The organism is Futiania mangrovi (assembly GCF_024158125.1).
GTDB lineage: Bacteria > Pseudomonadota > Alphaproteobacteria > Futianiales > Futianiaceae > Futiania > Futiania mangrovi.
Map to the genome: position 1 here is coordinate 355,526 of NZ_JAMZFT010000003.1, position 18,287 is coordinate 373,812.

Consider the following 18,287-nt stretch of genomic DNA (forward strand, 5'->3'; position numbering starts at 1 on the left):
GGTCGCCCTCGGGCTCGTCCCGAGGGCCCATGCGCGGGGCGATCTTGTCCCGATGGAGGCGGTTGCCGCCGCCCCGCCTCAGTAGGCGTATTCGCGGAACGCGCGCGAGGCGTCGCCGCCCCATTCTCCATGGTACTTCTCCAGCATCTCGTCGGCGAGCGTGCGCCCCTCCTCAACCATCTCGTGGAGCGTGTTGAGGAAGTGCGTCTCGTTCTCCCCGAAGGCGGAGAGCTTCGCGCGCGCCTTCAGGCCACCGTGCGCGATGGCCAGCGCGTCCGCCGCGACATCGCGCAGGGAACGACCGCGCACGCTCGCCTCCAGCGCCTTCGCAGGCACCTGGTCGCGCAAGGATTGCCGGTCCTCTGCCGTCCAGTCCTTCGTCAGGTCGAGGGCGGCGTCGAGGGCCGCGTCGTCGTAGAGCAGCCCCACCCAGAACGCCGGGAGCGCGCAAAGCCTGCGCCACGGCCCGCCGTCCGCCCCGCGCATCTCGATGTAGCGCTTGAGCCGCACCTCAGGGAACACGGTCGTCAGGTGATCGGCCCAGTCCGACATGGTCGGCCGCTCGCCCGGCAGGGCGGGGAGTTTCCCGTCGAGGAAGGCGCGGAACGACTGGCCCGCCGCGTCGATGTACTTGCCGTCGCGGTAGACGAAGTACATCGGCACGTCGAGGACATAGTCCACATAGCGTTCGAACCCGAAACCCTCCTCGAACACGAAGGGGATCATGCCGGAGCGCGCGGGGTCGGTGTCGCGCCAGCACTCCGACCGGAAGGACTTGAAGCCGTTGGGCTTGCCCTCGCGGAACGGCGAATTGGCGAAGAGAGCCGTCGCCAGCGGCTGCAGCGCGATCGAGGCGCGCATCTTGCGCACCATGTCGGCCTCGTCCGCGAAATCCAAGTTCACCTGCACGGTGCAGGTGCGGAACATCATGTCGAGGCCGTACTGGCCGACCGTGGGCATGTACCGCTTCATGATGCGGTAGCGGCCCTTGGGCATCATGGGCGTCTCGTCCATGGTCCATGTCGGCTGGTAGCCCATGCCGAGGAAGCCCACGCCGATCTCGTCGCCGACCTCGCGCACCTGGGCGAGGTGGGTGTTCACCTCCGCGCATGTCTGGTGGAGATGTTCGAGCGGTGCGCCCGACAGCTCGAACTGGCCGCCTGGCTCCAGCGTGACGGACGCGCCCGTGCCGTCGGTCAGCGCGATCAGCGTCTCGCCCTCGTAGACCGGCTGCCAGCCGAAGCGGGTCAGCCCCTCCAGCATGGCGCGCACGGAGCAATCGCCCTCATAGGGCAGCGGGGTCAGCCGCTCCCGGCAGAAGCCGAACTTCTCGTGCTCGGTCCCGATGCGCCAGTCGGCGCGCGGCTTGGCGCCCGCGGCCAGATAGGCAATGAGATCGGTCTTGTCGCCGATTTCCCCGGCCGCCGATTGTGGTCCCGACATGTATCCCTCGCGCGAAAGCGTTTCCGTTGGCGGAATATCGGGGCTCGACCTCATCCGGCAAGTCACAAATCCGGCAAAGCTGCCCAGTGACTGTTTCCTGCGGCGACATGACAGCCGTGCGACGGCGCGCGCTCAGCCCTCCCAGTCGCCGAGAACCGCCTGCCAGACGCCCAGCGCGGCGATGGCCGCCGTGTCGGCCCGCATGATCCGGGGGCCGAGCGTCACGGGCACGACGAAGGGCAGGGCGCGCAGCCGCGCCGCCTCCGCCGGGTCGAAGCCGCCCTCCGGCCCGATCAGGATGGCCCACGGCTCCCCGCGCGGGCGGCCCGCAAGTGCCGTGAGGATGGGCGCGGCCCCCTGCCCCGCCTCGTCGCAGAACAGGAGCTTGCGGGAGGCATCCCAGCCGTCCAGCAGGCGGTCGAGCGTTTCCGGCTCCCGCACCTGCGGCAGAGCCGTGAGGCCGCATTGCTCCGCCGCCTCGACCGTGTTGGCGGCGAGCCGGTCGAGCTTCAGCCGGTCGGCGATGGTGCGCTTCGTCATCACGGGCTGGATGAGCCCCGCGCCCATCTCCGTCGCCTTCTGTGCGACGAAGTCCGTGCGCGCCTTCTTCAGCGGCGCGAACAGCAGCCACACGTCGGGCGGCGCGCGGTGGGGCCCCGTCTGCGCGAGGAGGCGCACCGTACCGCCCTTCCGGGTGAGGGTGGCGATCTCCGCCGACCACTCGCCGTCCGCTCCGTTGAACACGCCGACCGTGTCGCCCGGCTTCTGCCGCATCACATTGGCGAGATAATGCGCCTGCTCGGGCGCGAGCGGCACCTCTGCACCCGGCGCATAGGGCGCGGGCACGTACAGGCGGATCTTCGCGCGGGGCGTCGTGGGAGTGCTCATGGGGTGCTTATAGCGCGCTCCCTCCCCGCCGCGCGAGGGGGGAGAGGGCGTGTTTGCAGGGCCTTCGACAAACCCGCCACCGCCCCGCGCATGGGTCCCCGGCACGGGGGCCGGGGACGACGCCCCATGAGAAACCGTCATCCCCGGGGCTTGCCCCGGGGATCCATGAACACTGCCGTCTGCGTGCCAAAGCGAAGCGGCGGCCACCGCCCTGCCCCTGTTGCACAGACCCCGGGCATGGGCCCTCGGGACAGGCCCGAGGGCGACCCGTAGCGGCCAGAATCGCCCGCGCGAGGGAATCCACAAGACGCCCGCGACGTGCTACCCCTCGCGGGCCATGACAGACCGCACGCACATCGCCGACGCCGTGAAGGGCAACTGGGTCGACCATCGCGCGCCCGCGTGGTCGCGGCCATGGCTGCGTCTCGCCCGGATCGAGCGTCCCATCGGCACCTGGCTGCTGCTGCTGCCGTGCTGGTGGGGCCTGGCGCTGGCGGGCGCGATGCCGTGGGAGCGGCCCGGTCTCTACATCCTGTTCGCCGTGGGCAGCGTGGTGATGCGGGCGGCGGGCTGCGTCTTCAACGACATCGTCGACCGCAACATCGACGGGCGCGTCGCGCGCACGGCCAAGCGCCCGATCCCGTCGGGCGACGTGAGCGTGACGGGCGCGGCGGCGTTCATGGCGGGCTTGTGCCTGATCGGCCTCGCGGTCCTGCTGCAGCTCAACTGGGCGGCAGTGTGGACGGGAATCGCGTCGCTGGGCCTCGTCGCGATCTATCCGTTCATGAAGCGCGTGACCTACTGGCCGCAGATTTTCCTCGGCCTCGCGTTCAACTGGGGGGCGCTGGTGGGCTGGGTCGCGGTGACGCGCGCGCTGGAGGCGCCGGCGGTCCTGCTCTACGTGGCGGGGATCTTCTGGACGCTCGGCTACGACACGATCTACGCCCACCAGGACAAGGAGGACGACGTGCTCGTCGGCGTGAAGTCCTCCGCGCTGAAACTCGGCAACGCGACGCCCGCGGCCATCGCGGTGTTTTACGCCGCTACCCTGGCCCTCGTGGCGGCGGCCATGATCGCAAGCGCGGGCGCGGCCTGGACGCCGTTGCTGCTCGCGCCCGCGGCCGCGCATTTCACGTGGCAGCAGCGCACGCTCGACATCGACGACGGCGACAATTGCCTCGCCCGCTTCCGCGCGAACCGCGATGCGGGCCTGCTGATCGCGGCGGCGCTTCTGATCGCTTGAAATGGGTTGACGCAAGCGTCACCTTAGAGGGCATGACAACGGGCCGCGACATCCTGCCGAAACCGCTGGTGCGGGCGCTTTCCGAACGCTCTGACGCGCGCGGGGCCTGGCTCGTCCTTCACGCCTGGGCTGTGATCGCGGGCGCGGCGGCGGTCGCGGCGATCTGGCCGAATCCGGTGACTGTCGTGCTCGCCATCATGGTGATCGGCTCGCGCCAGATGGGGCTCGCCATCCTGATGCACGACGCGGCCCACGGCGCGCTGTTCCGGACCAAGGCGCTGAACGAGACGGTGGGGACCTGGGCCTGCGCCTACCCCGTGTTCGCGGACATGGCCGCCTACCGCCATTACCATCTGAAGCACCACCGCTACACGCAGCAGCCAGAAGACCCCGACCTCGTGCTGTCGAAGCCCTTCCCCGTGACGCGGACCAGCTTCTGGCGCAAGGCGGTCCGCGACCTGACCGGACAGACCGCCTTCAAGCAGCGCGCCGCGCAGGTGCGCATGACGCTCGACGCGCAGAAGAACGCCGACGAGACAACCGGCGCGGTTCAGGCGTTCGGCACGCCGTCGCTGTGGGGACCGCTCGCCGTCAACGCGGGGCTGTTCGCCGCCCTCGCGCTCAGCGGTTACTGGTGGGTCTATCTCGCCTTCTGGATCGTGCCGCTTGCGACCTGGTACCAGTTCGTGCTGCGTATCCGGAACATCGCCGAACATGCCATGGTGCCGGACGACGACGACCCCTTCCGCAACGCCCGCACGACCCACGCGAACCTGCTGGAGCGCGTGTTCTTCGCGCCCTATTGGGTGAACTATCACGTGGACCACCACCTCTACATGTACGTGCCGTGCTGGCAGCTTCCGAGGCTGCACAAGGCGCTGGGCGAGGCGGGCATGCATGCAAGGATGGAGACGAAGCCGGGCTATCTCGCGGTCTTGCGCATGGCGACGTCGCGCGCCACCGCCCCCGCCTGAGGACGGCGATGGAGCCCGCCCCGCTCGCCTCCGCCGCACGCGATCCCGAAACCTTCGTCCGCACCCAGACGCAGATCCTGACGCCGCCGCTCATCCCGGAGGTTCGGCTGCACCTGGCGAGCGAGGTCATCGCCCTCTGGCAGATGACGGAAGCCGAGCTTGAAGAGACCGGTCTGCCGCCGCCCTACTGGGCCTTCGCCTGGGCGGGGGGACAGGGGCTCGCGCGTCACATCCTCGATGAGCCGGAGACGGTCAGGGGCAAGCGCGTGCTCGACTTCGGCGCGGGCTCCGGCCTCGTCGCCATCGCAGCGATGATGGCCGGCGCGGGCGAGGCGACAGCCGCCGACATCGACCCCTTCGCGGCGGCCGCCATGCGCCTCAATGCGCGCCTGAACGGCGTGGAGATCGCCGTGACGACGCAAGACCTGATCGGCACGGACGGCGGCTGGGACGTGGTGCTGTGCGGCGACGTCTGCTACGAGAAGCCGCTCGCCGACCGCCTGCTCGCGTGGCTGACGGACCTTGCGCACCGCGGCGCGGACGTGCTGGTGGGCGATCCGGGCCGGACCTACCTGCCGCGCGCGCACCTGGCGGAGGTGGCGGCCTATGCGGTGCAAACCTCGCGCGAACTGGAGGACACCGACGTTCGCAACGCCCGCGTCTACCGGCTTGCCCCCGCATCCGCCTGACCGCCGGGCAGAAGCTCGGCCTTGAGGAAGCGCTCAGCCCAGCCGAGCTGGCGCGGACCGGCAAGCCCGGAGGGCACGTAGATCGCGGCCCCCTCCCCCTCGATCATCAGCGCCTCGCCAGGCGCGCCCGGCACCGCTGCCCGGCGCACGCGGCGCACCTCGGCACGCGAAAGTTCCGCGACCGGCGGCAGGAAACCTTTCCGCGCAACCGGCAGGATGGACGCCGCACGCGCACCCACCCGTGCAACCGGCTGGTCGAGGCACACCCCATCGGCCGTCAGCAGGAGCCCGCGCCGCCCGCTCAGGCGCAGCACCAGGCCAAGCACAGCCACCAGCGCGGCCAGGATCAGCGAGAGCGTCAGCACGGGCCGCCAGAGATCGGGCGCGAGCCACAGGCCGGAGCCGAGCACCGCCAGCGGCAGCGCCGCGGCAAGCCCGATCACGCCGCCCGCGCGCCGCCCCGAAAGCCCGATGGCGAGACGTATGGACCCGTCCTCCGCAACGCGCTCGACCCGCACACCCGAAGGCAGCGGGCCGAGGTTCGCAGACAAGGATGCAGCGCCGGAATCAGCCATCGTGCATTGAAGACTACTCGACCAGACGCGGTCCGGAACCGCCGCTCAACGACAGCTTCATGCTGGAGAAGGCGTCGGTCAGCGACTGCATGTTGTCCGCGGAATACATCGTGTTCTCGTCGCTCGCACAGGCCTTGTAGTAATCTTTGCCGCGCGCCTCCCCGTTGACATAGAAAACATGGATCTCGACCCCATCGCCCTTCATGCGCTTGCAGATTTCCTGAAAGTGCTTCATTGCATAGGCGGTTGGGGAGTTGTTGACGTACTTCTCTCCCGCGGGCGGATTTCCTTTGCTCCCGCCCATTTCCCAATAATAGCCCTCGCTTCGGCCATCGACGATCAGCCCCACGACCTTGCGCTTCTCGCCCTTGGCCGCCGGGAAATTGGCCATGCCCCATTGGCCTGCCCAGTCCGGCGACAGCATCCGCCAGGCCCAAAGAAGCCCTTGTTCGGCGCGCCCCGTCCCGCCCTTCTTGATCTTCTGGAAAGCGGTTCGCAGGTCCTTGACATCGGTGGTGGGACCGACGATCGGGCTGTCGAGGCAGCCTGCGGTTGCCCAATTCCATCCGCGCACGGTTCTGAAGATACCGAAATTCTTCGGGGTCGTCGGCGTAAATACGATGTCCGAGGGAGAAGCCGCGCTCTCCATGTGCGGAAAATCGATTTCCGATTCCACGCGCGGCTCCAGACATCCCTGAAAATCCTTGGGAGCCTTTCCCGTAATCCAGTTCTCGGCCCGTGCCACGCCGACGTTCACGCGGTCGGAGAAAGGCACGAGGCCCATGATGACGTCGTCACCATCCTCCGCAGCCTTCTTGATCTCGTCGAGCATCTTGTCCATTTCGGTGCGGGCCTTTTCCCAGGCACCGTTGAAGCCCATGGATTCGGTGATGTCGATGACGAAGACGATCTCGACCGGGTCGACGCCGGCGTTGCCCGCGACGGCACGCGCCGAAACCGACATTTCGTTGATGCCGAGCAGCTTGCTGAGCGTCGTCGGCACGGCCACGCTCGCCTCGACCTCGACCTGGCTCCCTGTCGGCACGATTTTCGGGTTTGATGGCGTCAGTTCGAAGGGGATGCCCGCGACATTGGTGCCGAAGCTGTCCTTCACGATCTTCTTGATCTGCCCCTCCGGCTCCTTGATCGCGGCTGCGCCGGCCAGTGCCGCGCTGTCGACCGTCGCCTGGAGATAGCGCTGCACGTCGCGCGCGGTGGCATAGTCCACGGCAACCCCCGCAAGCCCCATCACGGGCAGCAGGGCCACACCGAACAGCAAGGCGACTGCGGCATTGCTATCCGAAAGAAAGCTGCGGACCGATTTCATGTCTCAACTCCACGGATGGGAAGTGCGGCGGACCCGCAGCCTCCGGTTAACGGACGAGGCGGGGCCCCCCCTGCGCGACAAGCGAGCTCCCGATATCTTGGAATGCCTGCTCCAACCCGCTGGTATCGCTCACCGAATACATTGCGTTCGGATCGCTGGCGCAGGCCTGCATGTAGGGACGCGCCCGCTCGGTCCCGTTCAGGTAGAGAACGAAGATCTCGATCCCGTCGGCCTTCATGCGGCTGCAGAGTTCCTGCATGTGCTCCAGCGCAAGAAAGGTGGGGACATTGCCAAGATAGGGTTCGCCGGCGGGCGGATTGCCGTTCGTTCCGCCCATTTCATAGTAGTAACCGTGGGAATGTCCGTCGCCGATCAGCACGGCGATCTTGCGCCGCTCGCCGGTGTTGGCGGGATATCCGGAGCGCCCCCACTCCCCCCGCCATGCGGGCGACAGCATCCGCCACGCCCAGACGATGCCCTGGTCGATCCGGCCGGTGCCATCCTTCTGGATGCTGTTCATGGCCGTGCGCAGGTCGTTTATGCTGGTGGTCGGACCAATGATCGCCGTCTTGCACCCGCGCGTATGCATTTCCTGCGGGATGCCCGCGGCACGCAGGATGCTGAACTGTCCCGGCGTGGGAACAAAGCCCAGTTCGGACGGCGCGCGCGCGGATTCCATGAAGGGATACCCCGTCTCCGCCTCGACACGCGGCTCGACGCAGCCTTGCCAGTTGCCGGGGGCCGGGGCGCTAAGCCAGGCAGCCCCCCGCGCCGTGCCGACATTGATCCGGTCCGACATGGGGATGAAGGACATGACGATGTCGTCCCCGCCGGCCATGCGGGCCTGCAGGCCGTCGAGCATGTTGCCGATTTCGGTTCGCGCGGTGTCGAACGAGCCGTTCCAGCCCATGGACTGGGTAACGTCGACGACGAACACGATCTCCAGTGGCTGGCCGGAGACCGTGGACGCGATCGCATCGGCGGCGACGTTCATCTGCGAGATGCCGAGGATGCCCGACAGGCTCGTCGGAACGTCGACCGCGGCAGAGACCTCGACGCGATCGGATCTCACCTCGACCTTGGGCGTCTTGATCTCGCCGGCATAGGGAAAGGCCGACATGTTCGTGGAGAAGGAGTCTTCGGCCGTCTTCTTGACCTGGCCGGCCGGTGCGCCGAGGCGGGCCGCGCCGGCAAGGGCTGCGGCATCGACGGCGGCCTGGAGATGGCGCTGGGCCGACCGCGCCGTCGCGTAATCCAGCGCAATGCCTGCCACGCCCGCCACGGGCACGAGCGAAAGCGCAAAGATCACCGCAACTGCGGCACCGCGATCCTGAAGGAACGCACCGACATTGGGCATGATTGAACTCGCCTCACACAACTCACCGCATCTCAGAAACATCATCGCCGCCTAAGAACCCGTTAACGTCTCCAGGAATGATTGCCGTGCGGGCGAACGGCGGCTTGACCGGCGGGCGGGGGCGCTTACCTTCGCGGGGCGCCGAACGGGGGAAAGCGTCATGGCCTATGCGAGCTTGCGGGAGTTCCTGAGGATCCTCGAGGACCAGGGGCTGCTCGTCCGCGTGACGGAGCCCGTCTCGACCCACTTGGAAATGACGGAGATCCAGACCCGGCTGCTCGCGGAGGGCGGGCCTGCGGTCCTGTTCGAGCATCCGCTGAACCCCGACGGATCCCGCGCGGAGATGCCGGTGCTGGTCAATCTCTTCGGCACGGTGGAGCGGGTCGCCCTCGGCGTCACCATGGGCGGGACCGAGCGGCGCACCGGCGAGGCGCTGCGCGAGGTGGGCGAGACGCTGGCCTTCCTGCGCCAGCCGGAACCGCCGCGCGGCCTACGCCAGGCGCTCGATCTGCTGCCGCTCGCCCGCACCGTCATGGCGATGCGGCCCGCGACCGTGCGCCGCGCGCCCGTGCACGAAGTCGTGCTGACCGGCGACGACATCGACCTGTCGCGCCTTCCGGTGCAGGGCTGCTGGCCGGGGGAGCCCGCACCCCTCATCACCTGGCCGCTCGTGGTCACGAAGGGGCCGTCGGAGGCGAAGGAGGACGACTTCAACCTCGGCATCTACCGGATGCAGGTGACAGGCCGCGACACGACGCTGATGCGCTGGCTTAAGCACCGCGGCGGGGCGCAGCACTGGCAGCGCTGGAAGAAGGAACGGCCCGAACCGCTGCCCGCCGCCGCGGTTCTGGGCGCCGATCCGGGCACCATTCTCGCCGCCGTGACGCCCGTGCCGGACACGCTGAGCGAGTACCAGTTCGCAGGGCTCCTGCGCGGCCGCAAGGTGGAGCTTGTCGACTGCAAGACCGTGCCGCTGAAGGTCCCGGCGGAGGCCGAGATCGTGATCGAGGGGCACGTCATGCTCGACGAGTATGGCGACGAGGGACCCTATGGCGACCACACGGGCTACTACAATTCCGTGGAGCCGTTCCCGGTCTTCCGCGTCTCGGCGATCACGATGCGGAAGGCCCCGATCTATCTCTCGACCTTCACCGGCCGTCCGCCGGACGAGCCGTCGGTGCTGGGCGAGGCGCTGAACGAGGTGTTCATCCCCCTGCTGCGCCAGCAGTTCCCGGAGATCGTTGATTTCTGGCTGCCGCCGGAGGGCTGCTCCTACCGGATCGCCGTCGTCTCCATGAAGAAGGCCTATCCCGGTCACGCCAAGCGCGTGATGATGGCCGTGTGGTCCTTCCTGCGGCAATTCATGTACACGAAATTCGTCATCGTGGTGGACGACGACATCGACGCGCGCGACTGGAAGGACGTGATGTGGGCACTCTCGACCCGCATGGACCCCGCGCGCGACATCACGGTCGTGGAGGGCACGCCCATCGACTATCTCGACTTCGCCTCGCCGGAGTCGGGGCTCGGCGGCAAGATCGGTCTCGACGCCACCAACAAGTTGCCGCCCGAGACGCATCGGGAGTGGGGCAAGAAACTCGCCATGGACGAGGCCGTGGTCGAAAAGGTCGACGCCATGTGGGACCGTCTCGGCCTGCCCGGATCGGGCAAGTCGATCTGGCGAAAATGACAGGCGAGGGCTCTCCCTTCGGTTGCGCTTTTTTTGCGATTGCGCGCTAGAGTGCCGCCGATGAGCGAGACGACAAGCCCCACCCCAGCCACCGCCCCCGCAGAAACGATCGCGGGCACGCCTGCGCGGGACCGGCCCGCGCCGCCGCCCTCGGCGACGGTTTCCTGGATCAATTTCACCGGGCTCGCCGGCTTTGCGCTCGCGCTCTGGGCCGTCAATACCTGGCGGCCGCAGCCCGAATGGGCGCTGCTGCTCACATTCGCCGGGATTGCCGTTCCCATCGTGGTGCTGGAATGGGCGACCGGCGTCATGCGCATCCCCTTCCGCCCGGTCGACCCACCGGTGAACGCGGTGCGCGTCGGCGACCGCACGGCGCGCGTGGGGCTGAAGCTTCTGGGCCTCGGCGCAACGCTTGCCGCCGTGCTTGCCGTCTATTGGGCGTTTCCCGTCTACCGCGACGGTCAGGCCGCGCTCCTCTTGCGGCTGGTGGAGCTTCTCTGGCTGCCCTTCCTGCTGATCGCGCCACTCTATGTCTGGGTGACCGATGCGCGGATGCAGCGGCCGGAGGACGGCTACCTGCACACAGGGCTTCTGGTCACGGGCCGATGGGCGGATACGGACGGCGACGTGCTGCGCCAGCATGCGCTCGGCTGGCTCGTGAAGGGCTTCTTCCTGCCTCTCATGTTGTCCTTCTATGCCAATGACCTGCAATGGTTTCTGGACGTCTGGTGGAGCCGCGACGTGTTCGCCCTGTTCCAGCCGGGCGCGGGCGCGGCGGAGTGGATGGCGTTCTATGAATGGCTCTACCGGTCGATGTTCATGGTCGACGTCGCGTTTGCGACCGTTGGCTATCTGCTGACGCTGCGCCTGTTCGACGCGCAGATCCGCTCCACCGAGCCGACACTGCTCGGCTGGCTCGTGTGCCTCGTCTGCTACCCGCCTTTCTGGGGTGTCGTGTCGGGGCAATACCTTGCCTACGACGCCGACAATCTCGCCTGGGGCGCCTGGTTCTGGAACCATGAGTGGATCCGGTTCGCCTGGTCTCTGATGATCCTCGCCTGCGTGGGCATCTACGCCTGGGCGACCGTGCAGTTCGGCATCCGCTTCTCGAACCTGACGCACCGGGGCGTCCTCACCAACGGCCCGTTCCGCTGGACGAAGCACCCGGCCTACATCTCCAAGAACATTTCCTGGTGGCTGCTGGCGGTGCCGTTCCTTTCGGCGGAGGGACCGGCGGAAGCGCTGCGCCTGTCGCTTCTCCTTGCCGGGGTCAACCTGATCTATTACCTCCGTGCCAGGACGGAGGAGCGGCACCTGCGGCGCGACCCGGTCTATGTCGCCTATGCGGACTGGATCGCCGAGCATGGGGCGCTCGCCCGCCTGCGCCGGCTCGTCCGGCCCCGCCGACCCTGACCGGCCCGGTGCATCGGGCCAGGACCACGAGAGGACCCGATTGCCCATGACAGACCTCGCCGCCGACGCGATGAGCCCGTTCCTCGACCTCGGCGCCGACCTGGTGGCGCGGGCGAAGGCCGCCGGCGCCGACGCCGCGGAGGCCGTGGTGATCGAAAGCCGCGCGCTGGGGGCCTCCGTCCGCCTCGGCAAGGTCGAGGACATCGAGCGGGAAGAAAGCCGCGACATGGGCCTGCGCGTCTTCATCGGCCAGCAGCAGGCGACCGTGTCGACGACCGACTTCACGTCCGGCAGCTTCGGCGAGCTGGTGGACCGCGCCGTCGCGATGGCGCGTGCCGCCCCGCCCGACCCTTACACCGGACTTGCCGACCCGGACCGGCTCGCGACCTCCTGGCCCGATCTCGACCTGTTCGACCCGGTGGAGCCAGCGCCCGAGACGCTGATCGAGGCTGCGCGTGCAGCCGAGGACGCCGGCCGCGCGGTCGAGGGCGTCACCAACAGCGACGGCGCGGGCGCGAGCTTCACGCTGGGCGGCATGGCGCTCGTCACCTCCGGAGGCTTCGCAGGCGCCTACCGTGCGACGGGACACGCGCTGCACGCCTCGCTCGTCGCCGGCAAGGGCACGGGCATGGAGCGGGACTACGACGTCAGCCGCGCCCGCCACGCGGGCGACCTGCGCAGCCCGGAGGAAGTCGGGAGAGAGGCCGCCATGCGGGCCGTGCGCCGCCTCAACCCGCGCAAGGCGAAGTCGGCCCGCGTACCCGTCGTCTACGACCCGCGCGTGGCGAGCAGCCTGGTAGGCCACCTCGCGGGCGCGGTCAACGGCACGTCGGTCGCCCGCAAGACCAGCTTCCTGCGTGCCCGCCTCGGCCAGAAGATCTTCCGCGACGGCATCCGCATTACCGACAATCCGCACCGCGTGCGCGGCCTCGGCGCCCATCCCTTCGACAGCGAGGGCGTGGTGACCGGCCCGCTCGACCTTGTGGCCGACGGCGTGCTGGAGACATGGCTTCTGGACACCGCGAGCGCGCGCCAGCTCGGGCTCGCGACCAACGGGCGCGCCCGGCGCGGCGTGGGCAGCCCGCCCTCGCCCGGCGCGAGCGAGCTTTACCTGCACCCCGGCGCCGTCACGCCGAAGGAGCTGATGTCCGGTATCGCCTCCGGTCTCTATGTCACGGAACTCATCGGCATGGGCGTCAATGGGGTCACCGGCGACTACAGCCGCGGGGCGGCGGGCTTCTGGATCGAGAACGGCGAGATCGCATACCCTGTCAGCGAGATTACCGTGGCCGGAAACCTGGTCGACATGTTCGCCAGCCTGACGCCTGCGGACGACCTCGTGTTCCGCAACGCGACCAACGCACCGACCCTGGCGATCGAGGGAATGACGGTCGCGGGCGCCTGAGCCCCCGCACCCCTTGTGCGGTTTGCCATCTCGCGGGTGTTGACAGGGAGCGGCGCTTGGGCGCTTCTCCCCAGCGTCACCGTGTTCCGGTACTCTTTGGCGGCGTGCGGGCTCCTCCGGCCCGGCCGCCCTGTCAGCGGGAGTTGAGAGCATCATGGCCCAAAGCGGACTGCACCTCGTGTTCGGCGGCGAACTGAAATCGCTCGACGGGACCGACTTCGTGAATCCCGACGAGATCGAGGTCGTGGGCATCTATTCGAGCTATGCCAAGGCGCTGTCGGCCTGGCGTGCGGCTGCGCAGGCGACAGTCGACAACGCGATGGTGCGCTATTTCGTTGCCGACCTGACGCGCCTGCGCACGGCCGACGACCCGGCCAAGACACCGGAGAGCGCGTGACCGGCACCCCGACCGAACGTCCCCGCACCGGCCGGGAGCTTGTCGCCCGGCTCGCGCGCGAGGAACTGAGACCCGCCTGGCGCGTCCTGGCGGTGGCGATCACGTGCATGGTGGTGGTCGCGCTGACCACGGGCGCGACGGCCTGGCTGCTCGACCCGGCGATCAAGAGCATCTTCCTCGACCGCGATCCGGACATGCTGATCCTGATCCCGGCGGCGGTCATCGTCGTGTCGATGGTCAAGGCGGTGGCGTCCTACGGCCAGGCGATGCTGATGTCCTCGCTCGGCCAGCGGATCGTCTCGAACCTGCAGATCCGCATGTTCGAGGCGATCATGCGCGCCGACCTCGCCTGGCTGAACGCCAATCACTCGGGCCGGGTCGTGTCCAGCTTCGTCAACGACGCGATCCACGTGCGGGACGCCGCCTCCCGCATCATCGCCGGACTGGTGAAGGAGGCGTTGACGGTCGTCGTGCTGGCGGGCGTCATGTTCTACCAGGACTGGCAGCTTGCCTGCATCGCGCTCTTCGTGCTGGTGCCGGCAGTCGGCATGGTCAAGCGGCTGTCGCGGCGCACCCGCAAGGCCTCCCAGCGCACGTTCGAGGAGACGGGCACGCTCTCGACGCTCGTGTCGGAGGCGCTGACCGGCATGCGCATCGTCCGCGCCTACGGGCAGGAGGCGCACGAGACGGAGAAGGCGACCGCCTCGATCGAACGGCGCCTCGCCCACCTCGTCAAGGCGATCCGCGCGCGCACGGCCAGCACGCCCTTTACCGAGGCACTGACCGGCATCGGCATCGCGGCGGCCATCGCCTATGCGGGCTGGAAGGGCCAGTCGGGCGCGATGGAACTGAACGAGTTCGTTTCCTTCATCGCCGCCATGATGATGGCCTATCAGCCGGTGCGCGCGCTCGCCGGTCTTCAGACGCAGCTTCAGGAAGGCCTTGCAGCAGCCGAACGTCTCTATGCGATCATCGACCTCGCGCCGACCATCAAGGACGCACCGGATGCCAGTCCGCTGGAGGCCGTGCAGGGGCAGATCCGGTTCGACGGCGTCTCCTTCTCCTATGGCGGGGAGGGACCGCCTGCGCTGGCCGAGGTGACGCTCGACATCCCCGCGGGCACGACGGCGGCGCTCGTCGGCCCGTCCGGCGCGGGCAAGAGCACGGTGCTGAACCTCGTCCCCCGCTTCTACGACGCGACGGCGGGCGCGGTGCGGATCGACGGCACCGACGTGCGCGCGGCGACGCTTGCCTCCCTGCGCGGGGCCATCGCGCTGGTCGCGCAGGAGCCGTTCCTGTTCGACGACACGATCCGCGCCAACATTGCCTATGGCCGCCCCGGCGCCAGCGAGGCGGAGATCGTGCAAGCCGCCCGCGACGCCGCCGCTCACGACTTCATCGAGGGCCTGCCGCAGGGCTATGACACCCGCGTGGGCGAGGCGGGGCTGAAGCTCTCCGGCGGACAGCGCCAGCGCATCGCGATCGCGCGCGCCATGCTGAAGAACGCGCCGATCCTGTTGCTCGACGAGGCGACGAGCGCGCTCGACACCGAATCCGAACGCCAGGTGCAGGCCGCCCTGCGCCGCCTGATGCGCGGGCGCACGACGCTCGTCATCGCGCACCGCCTCTCCACCGTGATCGACGCCGACCGGATCTTCGTGCTCGACGGCGGCCGGGTGGCCGAACAGGGTACGCACGCTGAGCTTCTGGCTCTCGACGGCCTATACGCGCGCCTTTACCAGACGCAATTGTCGGACGACACCGACACGGCCGGGACGCCCGCACCGGAGGAGCCCCGTGCAGCCGCGCGCGGATGATCGGCCCGGCACCGCTGCGGCGGAGGCACAGCCGTTGCCGGTGGCGCCGCGCCCGCTCGGACCGGGCTGGCGGCTGCTCACCTGGGCAGCGCGGCAGTACATCCGCCTGACCGGCTGGGCGGTACGCTGGGAGCGGCGCATCCACCCGGAGGCACAGGCCCTGATCGCGGCGGGAAAGCCCTTCATAATTCCCTTCTGGCACGGGCGGATCATGATGCTGGTGCACTGCCGCCCGCATCCCTTCCCCGTCGAGGTCATGATCTCCAACAATCTCGACGGCAGCCTGATCGCCGAGACGGTCGCCCCTCTCAACATCGGCGCGATCCGCGGCTCCTCGCGCGATCCGCGCAAGCCCCAGAAGCACAAGGGCGGGCGCGAGGCGCTGAAAACGATGCTGGCGCGGCTCGAACGGGGTGCGGTCGTCGCGATCACGCCGGACGGTCCCCGCGGACCGCGCCAGCGCGCGCAGGACGGGGTCGTCACGCTCGCCCGCATGTCGGGCGCACCCATCGTTCCGGTCACCGGCGCCGTCCGGCGCGGCATCAGGTTCGGAAGCTGGGACCGCTTCGTGATGCCACTGCCCTTCGGACGCGGGCTGATCCTTTGGGACGCGCCGATCGTCCTTCCGCGCGACGGCGACCCGGAGGAGATGCGCCTGCTCGTCGAGACGAGGCTCAATGCGCTCTCCGAAGCCGCCGACCGGGAGATGGGCCGCGCGCCCATCCCACCCGCGGCGCCGCGTGACCGGCCATGAGCAGGCGACCCGAAAGCGCAAGCGCCCTGCCCGGAACGGCGCTGCTGCCGCTCTACCGGCTGGCGACGCGGGCCGCGCTGCCCTTCCTGCCCGGGCTGCTGGAGCGGCGCGCCGCCCGCGGCAAGGAAGACCGCGCGCGCATGGGCGAGAAGCTCGGCCGCTACACGCAGGCCCGCCCTGCGGGACCGCTCGTCTGGCTGCATGGCGCGAGCGTGGGCGAGGCGGTGAGCGCGCTGCCCCTGATCGAGGCGCTGCTCGCCCGCGATCCGCGCCTGCACGTGCTGCTGACGACGGGAACGCGCACGTCCGCCGAGATGATGGCCCGCCGCTTGCCGCCGCGCGCGCTGCACCAGTTTGCGCCGCTCGACGCGCCAGCCCCCGTGGCGCGTTTCCTCGGTCATTGGCGGCCCGATGCGGGGCTGCTGCTCGAATCGGAGCTTTGGCCGAACCTGATCGCCATGGCACGGGCGCGGGGTGTGCCGCTCGCGCTCGTCAATGCGCGGCTGTCGGCCCGGTCCGCCGCCCGCTGGACATGGCCCGGCGCGCCGCGCGGGCTCTTCGCCGCCTTTTCCCGCATCCTCGCCCAGGACGCGACGACTGCCGAACGGCTGCGGGCGCTCGGTGCACGCGACGTCGCCGTACCGGGCAACCTGAAGTACGCCGCCCCGCCCCTGCCTGCCGACGCGGAAGAGGTGGCCGCCCTCGACATCCAGCTTGGAAGCCGGCCGCGCTGGGTGGCGGCCAGCACGCACCCGGGCGAGGAGACGCAAGTGCTCGGCGCCCACGCGCACCTGCGCAGGACTGCGCCGGACGCGCTGCTGATCCTCGTGCCCCGGCACCCCGAACGGGGGGCGGAGGTCGCGGCACTCGCGCGCGGCCAGGGCCTCGCCGTGACGCTGCGGTCGGCGGGCGAGGCGATCGGCCCCGCAACTGCCGTCCATGTCGCCGACACGCTGGGCGAGCTTGGGCTTTTCTACCGCACGGCGGCACTCGCCTTCCTGGGCGGCTCGCTGGTGCCGCACGGCGGGCAGAACGCGCTGGAGGCAGCGCGCCTCGGCTGTGCCATCCTGCACGGCCCCCACGTCGGCAATTTCGCCGAGATCTACGCCCGTCTCGATGAAGCGGGCGGGGCCGCGACGGTGGCGGACGCCGATGCGCTCGCGACACGGATCGCGGAGTTCGCCGCAGCGCCCGACATCTTGGCGCGCATGGGCGACGCGGCCCGCGCGCTGGCCGTCGACGAAAGCAGCGTCGTGGACCGGATCGTTTCGGCGCTGGCTCCGCTCCTGCCCGCACCGGAACCGGGCCCATGAAGGCCCCGGGCTTCTGGTATCCGCCGGAGGAAGCCGGCATGCCGCTGGCCGCGCGGCTGCTGGCGCCTGTCTCGGCGCTCTGGTCGCTCGCGGGCAGGCTCCGGTTCCGTGGTGCAGGCGGATACGAGGGCCGCGCGCCTGTCGTCTGCATCGGCAATGCGGTCGCGGGCGGCGCTGGCAAGACGCCCACGGCCATCGCCATCGGCCGCCGGCTGATGGAGCGCGGGCACGCCGTGCATTTCCTCTCCCGCGGGCATGGCGGCTCGGAAACGGGACCGCTGCAGGTCGACCCCATCGCGCACACCGCCGCAGAGGTGGGCGACGAACCGCTGCTGCTCGCCGCCTACGCCCCCACCTGGATCGCGAAGGACAGGGTCGCGGGCGCGAAGGCCGCCGATGCAGCCGGGGCAGACGTCATCGTCATGGACGACGGGCTGCAGAACCATCCGAGCCTGCGCCGCGACCTCGCGATCCTCGTGGTGGACGCGGCCCAGGGCTTCGGAAATGGCCGCGTGATGCCGTCGGGGCCCTTGCGGGAACCGGCCGCCGCCGCGCTCGCCAAGGCGCACGGGATCGTGCTGATCGGCGCTGGGCATGTGCCGCCCCCGCTCGATCCGCGCGACCCGCGCCTCATGCGTGGGCGCCTCGCCCCGCTCGCCCAGGGCATGTCGTTGACAGGCGTGTCCGTCCTCGCCTTCGCCGGGATCGGGCGGCCGGAGAAGTTCTTCGCGACGCTGAAGGCGATGGGCGCGCGCCTTGTCCGCACGATCCCCTTCCCCGACCACCATCCCTACAGCCGCCTGATCGTGGAACGCCTGGTGCGCGAGGCCCAGGACCTGGGCGCCATGCCGGTGACGACGGAGAAGGACATGGTCCGCATCCCTGCGCACCTGCGCGGCGAAGTGCGGATCGTGACGGTGGAGCTGCGCTTCGACAGCGACGACCAGGTCGAGGCGCTGCTCGACATGCTGCCCGCCCGGCACCGGACGGGCGCGTAGGCCC

General features: G+C 69.5%; 16 protein-coding genes. 11 read left to right on the forward strand and 5 right to left on the reverse strand.

The genetic code is table 11. The annotated features are described in order from the left end of the window. Window positions 1-78 precede the first annotated feature (78 nt). Entirely contained in the window at window positions 79-1,443 is a 1,365-nt protein-coding gene (locus NJQ99_RS14450; protein WP_269333577.1) for a glutamate--cysteine ligase, read from the reverse strand. 132 nt (window positions 1,444-1,575) lie between these two features. Continuing rightward, on the reverse strand, window positions 1,576-2,331 hold the full coding sequence (locus NJQ99_RS14455; protein WP_269333578.1) for a 16S rRNA (uracil(1498)-N(3))-methyltransferase: 756 nt from the start codon (window positions 2,329-2,331) through the stop codon (window positions 1,576-1,578). Between the two features lie 337 nt (window positions 2,332-2,668). Between NJQ99_RS14455 and ubiA the strand changes: the two genes are divergently transcribed. The 3 genes from ubiA to NJQ99_RS14470 are packed head-to-tail and all read left to right on the forward strand — an operon-like array spanning window position 2,669 to window position 5,237. Beyond that, window positions 2,669-3,574, forward strand: a complete 906-nt coding sequence (gene ubiA / locus NJQ99_RS14460) for a 4-hydroxybenzoate octaprenyltransferase (protein WP_269333579.1) — start codon at window positions 2,669-2,671, stop codon at window positions 3,572-3,574. A 32-nt stretch (window positions 3,575-3,606) separates the two neighbouring features. Continuing rightward, window positions 3,607-4,548, forward strand: a complete 942-nt coding sequence (locus NJQ99_RS14465) for a fatty acid desaturase family protein (RefSeq protein WP_269333580.1) — start codon at window positions 3,607-3,609, stop codon at window positions 4,546-4,548. Between the two features lie 8 nt (window positions 4,549-4,556). Continuing rightward, window positions 4,557-5,237, forward strand: a complete 681-nt coding sequence (locus NJQ99_RS14470; RefSeq protein ID WP_269333581.1) for a class I SAM-dependent methyltransferase — start codon at window positions 4,557-4,559, stop codon at window positions 5,235-5,237. On the opposite strand, the gene NJQ99_RS14475 is transcribed toward NJQ99_RS14470, so the two are convergent. From NJQ99_RS14475 to NJQ99_RS14485, 3 genes are read right to left on the reverse strand one after another with little or no spacing between them, the layout of a single operon-like run. Further along, window positions 5,210-5,812: a hypothetical protein gene (locus NJQ99_RS14475; RefSeq protein ID WP_269333582.1), complete on the reverse strand. Its 603-nt coding sequence runs from the start codon at window positions 5,810-5,812 to the stop codon at window positions 5,210-5,212. The genes NJQ99_RS14470 and NJQ99_RS14475 overlap by 28 nt on opposite strands. Window positions 5,813-5,825: 13 nt before the next feature. Further along, window positions 5,826-7,139, reverse strand: coding sequence for a Tad domain-containing protein (locus NJQ99_RS14480; RefSeq protein ID WP_269333583.1), 1,314 nt, complete (start codon window positions 7,137-7,139; stop codon window positions 5,826-5,828). A gap of 46 nt (window positions 7,140-7,185) precedes the next feature. After that, a complete protein-coding gene (locus tag NJQ99_RS14485; protein WP_269333584.1) occupies window positions 7,186-8,496 on the reverse strand; it encodes a pilus assembly protein TadG-related protein in 1,311 nt (436 codons plus the stop codon). Window positions 8,497-8,656: 160 nt separating this feature from the next. Between NJQ99_RS14485 and NJQ99_RS14490 the strand changes: the two genes are divergently transcribed. The 8 genes from NJQ99_RS14490 to lpxK all read left to right on the forward strand — a co-directional run bounded on the left by NJQ99_RS14490 (window position 8,657) and on the right by lpxK (window position 18,283). Further along, window positions 8,657-10,186: a UbiD family decarboxylase gene (locus tag NJQ99_RS14490; protein WP_269333585.1), complete on the forward strand. Its 1,530-nt coding sequence runs from the start codon at window positions 8,657-8,659 to the stop codon at window positions 10,184-10,186. Window positions 10,187-10,246: 60 nt separating this feature from the next. Continuing rightward, window positions 10,247-11,599, forward strand: coding sequence for a methyltransferase family protein (locus NJQ99_RS14495; RefSeq protein ID WP_269333586.1), 1,353 nt, complete (start codon window positions 10,247-10,249; stop codon window positions 11,597-11,599). Window positions 11,600-11,645: 46 nt separating this feature from the next. Then, a complete protein-coding gene (locus tag NJQ99_RS14500; protein WP_269333587.1) occupies window positions 11,646-13,004 on the forward strand; it encodes a TldD/PmbA family protein in 1,359 nt (452 codons plus the stop codon). Window positions 13,005-13,158: 154 nt separating this feature from the next. Beyond that, the gene (locus NJQ99_RS14505; RefSeq protein WP_269333588.1) at window positions 13,159-13,401 is read left to right on the forward strand and encodes a DUF4170 domain-containing protein; all 243 of its coding nucleotides are present in this window, start codon (window positions 13,159-13,161) and stop codon (window positions 13,399-13,401) included. After that, on the forward strand, window positions 13,398-15,218 hold the full coding sequence (locus NJQ99_RS14510; RefSeq protein ID WP_269333589.1) for an ABC transporter ATP-binding protein: 1,821 nt from the start codon (window positions 13,398-13,400) through the stop codon (window positions 15,216-15,218). Before NJQ99_RS14505 ends, NJQ99_RS14510 begins: the two co-directional genes overlap by 4 nt. Beyond that, window positions 15,199-15,972 carry a lysophospholipid acyltransferase family protein gene (locus NJQ99_RS14515; RefSeq protein WP_269333590.1) on the forward strand — a complete coding sequence of 258 codons (774 nt, stop codon included), beginning with the start codon at window positions 15,199-15,201 and terminating at the stop codon, window positions 15,970-15,972. Before NJQ99_RS14510 ends, NJQ99_RS14515 begins: the two co-directional genes overlap by 20 nt. Next, window positions 15,969-17,285 (forward strand): 3-deoxy-D-manno-octulosonic acid transferase, encoded by a 1,317-nt coding sequence (locus tag NJQ99_RS14520; RefSeq protein ID WP_269333591.1) that lies wholly within the window; start codon window positions 15,969-15,971, stop codon window positions 17,283-17,285. Before NJQ99_RS14515 ends, NJQ99_RS14520 begins: the two co-directional genes overlap by 4 nt. Further along, entirely contained in the window at window positions 17,282-18,283 is a 1,002-nt protein-coding gene (lpxK, locus tag NJQ99_RS14525) for a tetraacyldisaccharide 4'-kinase (protein ID WP_269333592.1), read from the forward strand. Before NJQ99_RS14520 ends, lpxK begins: the two co-directional genes overlap by 4 nt. Window positions 18,284-18,287: the final 4 nt, after the last annotated feature.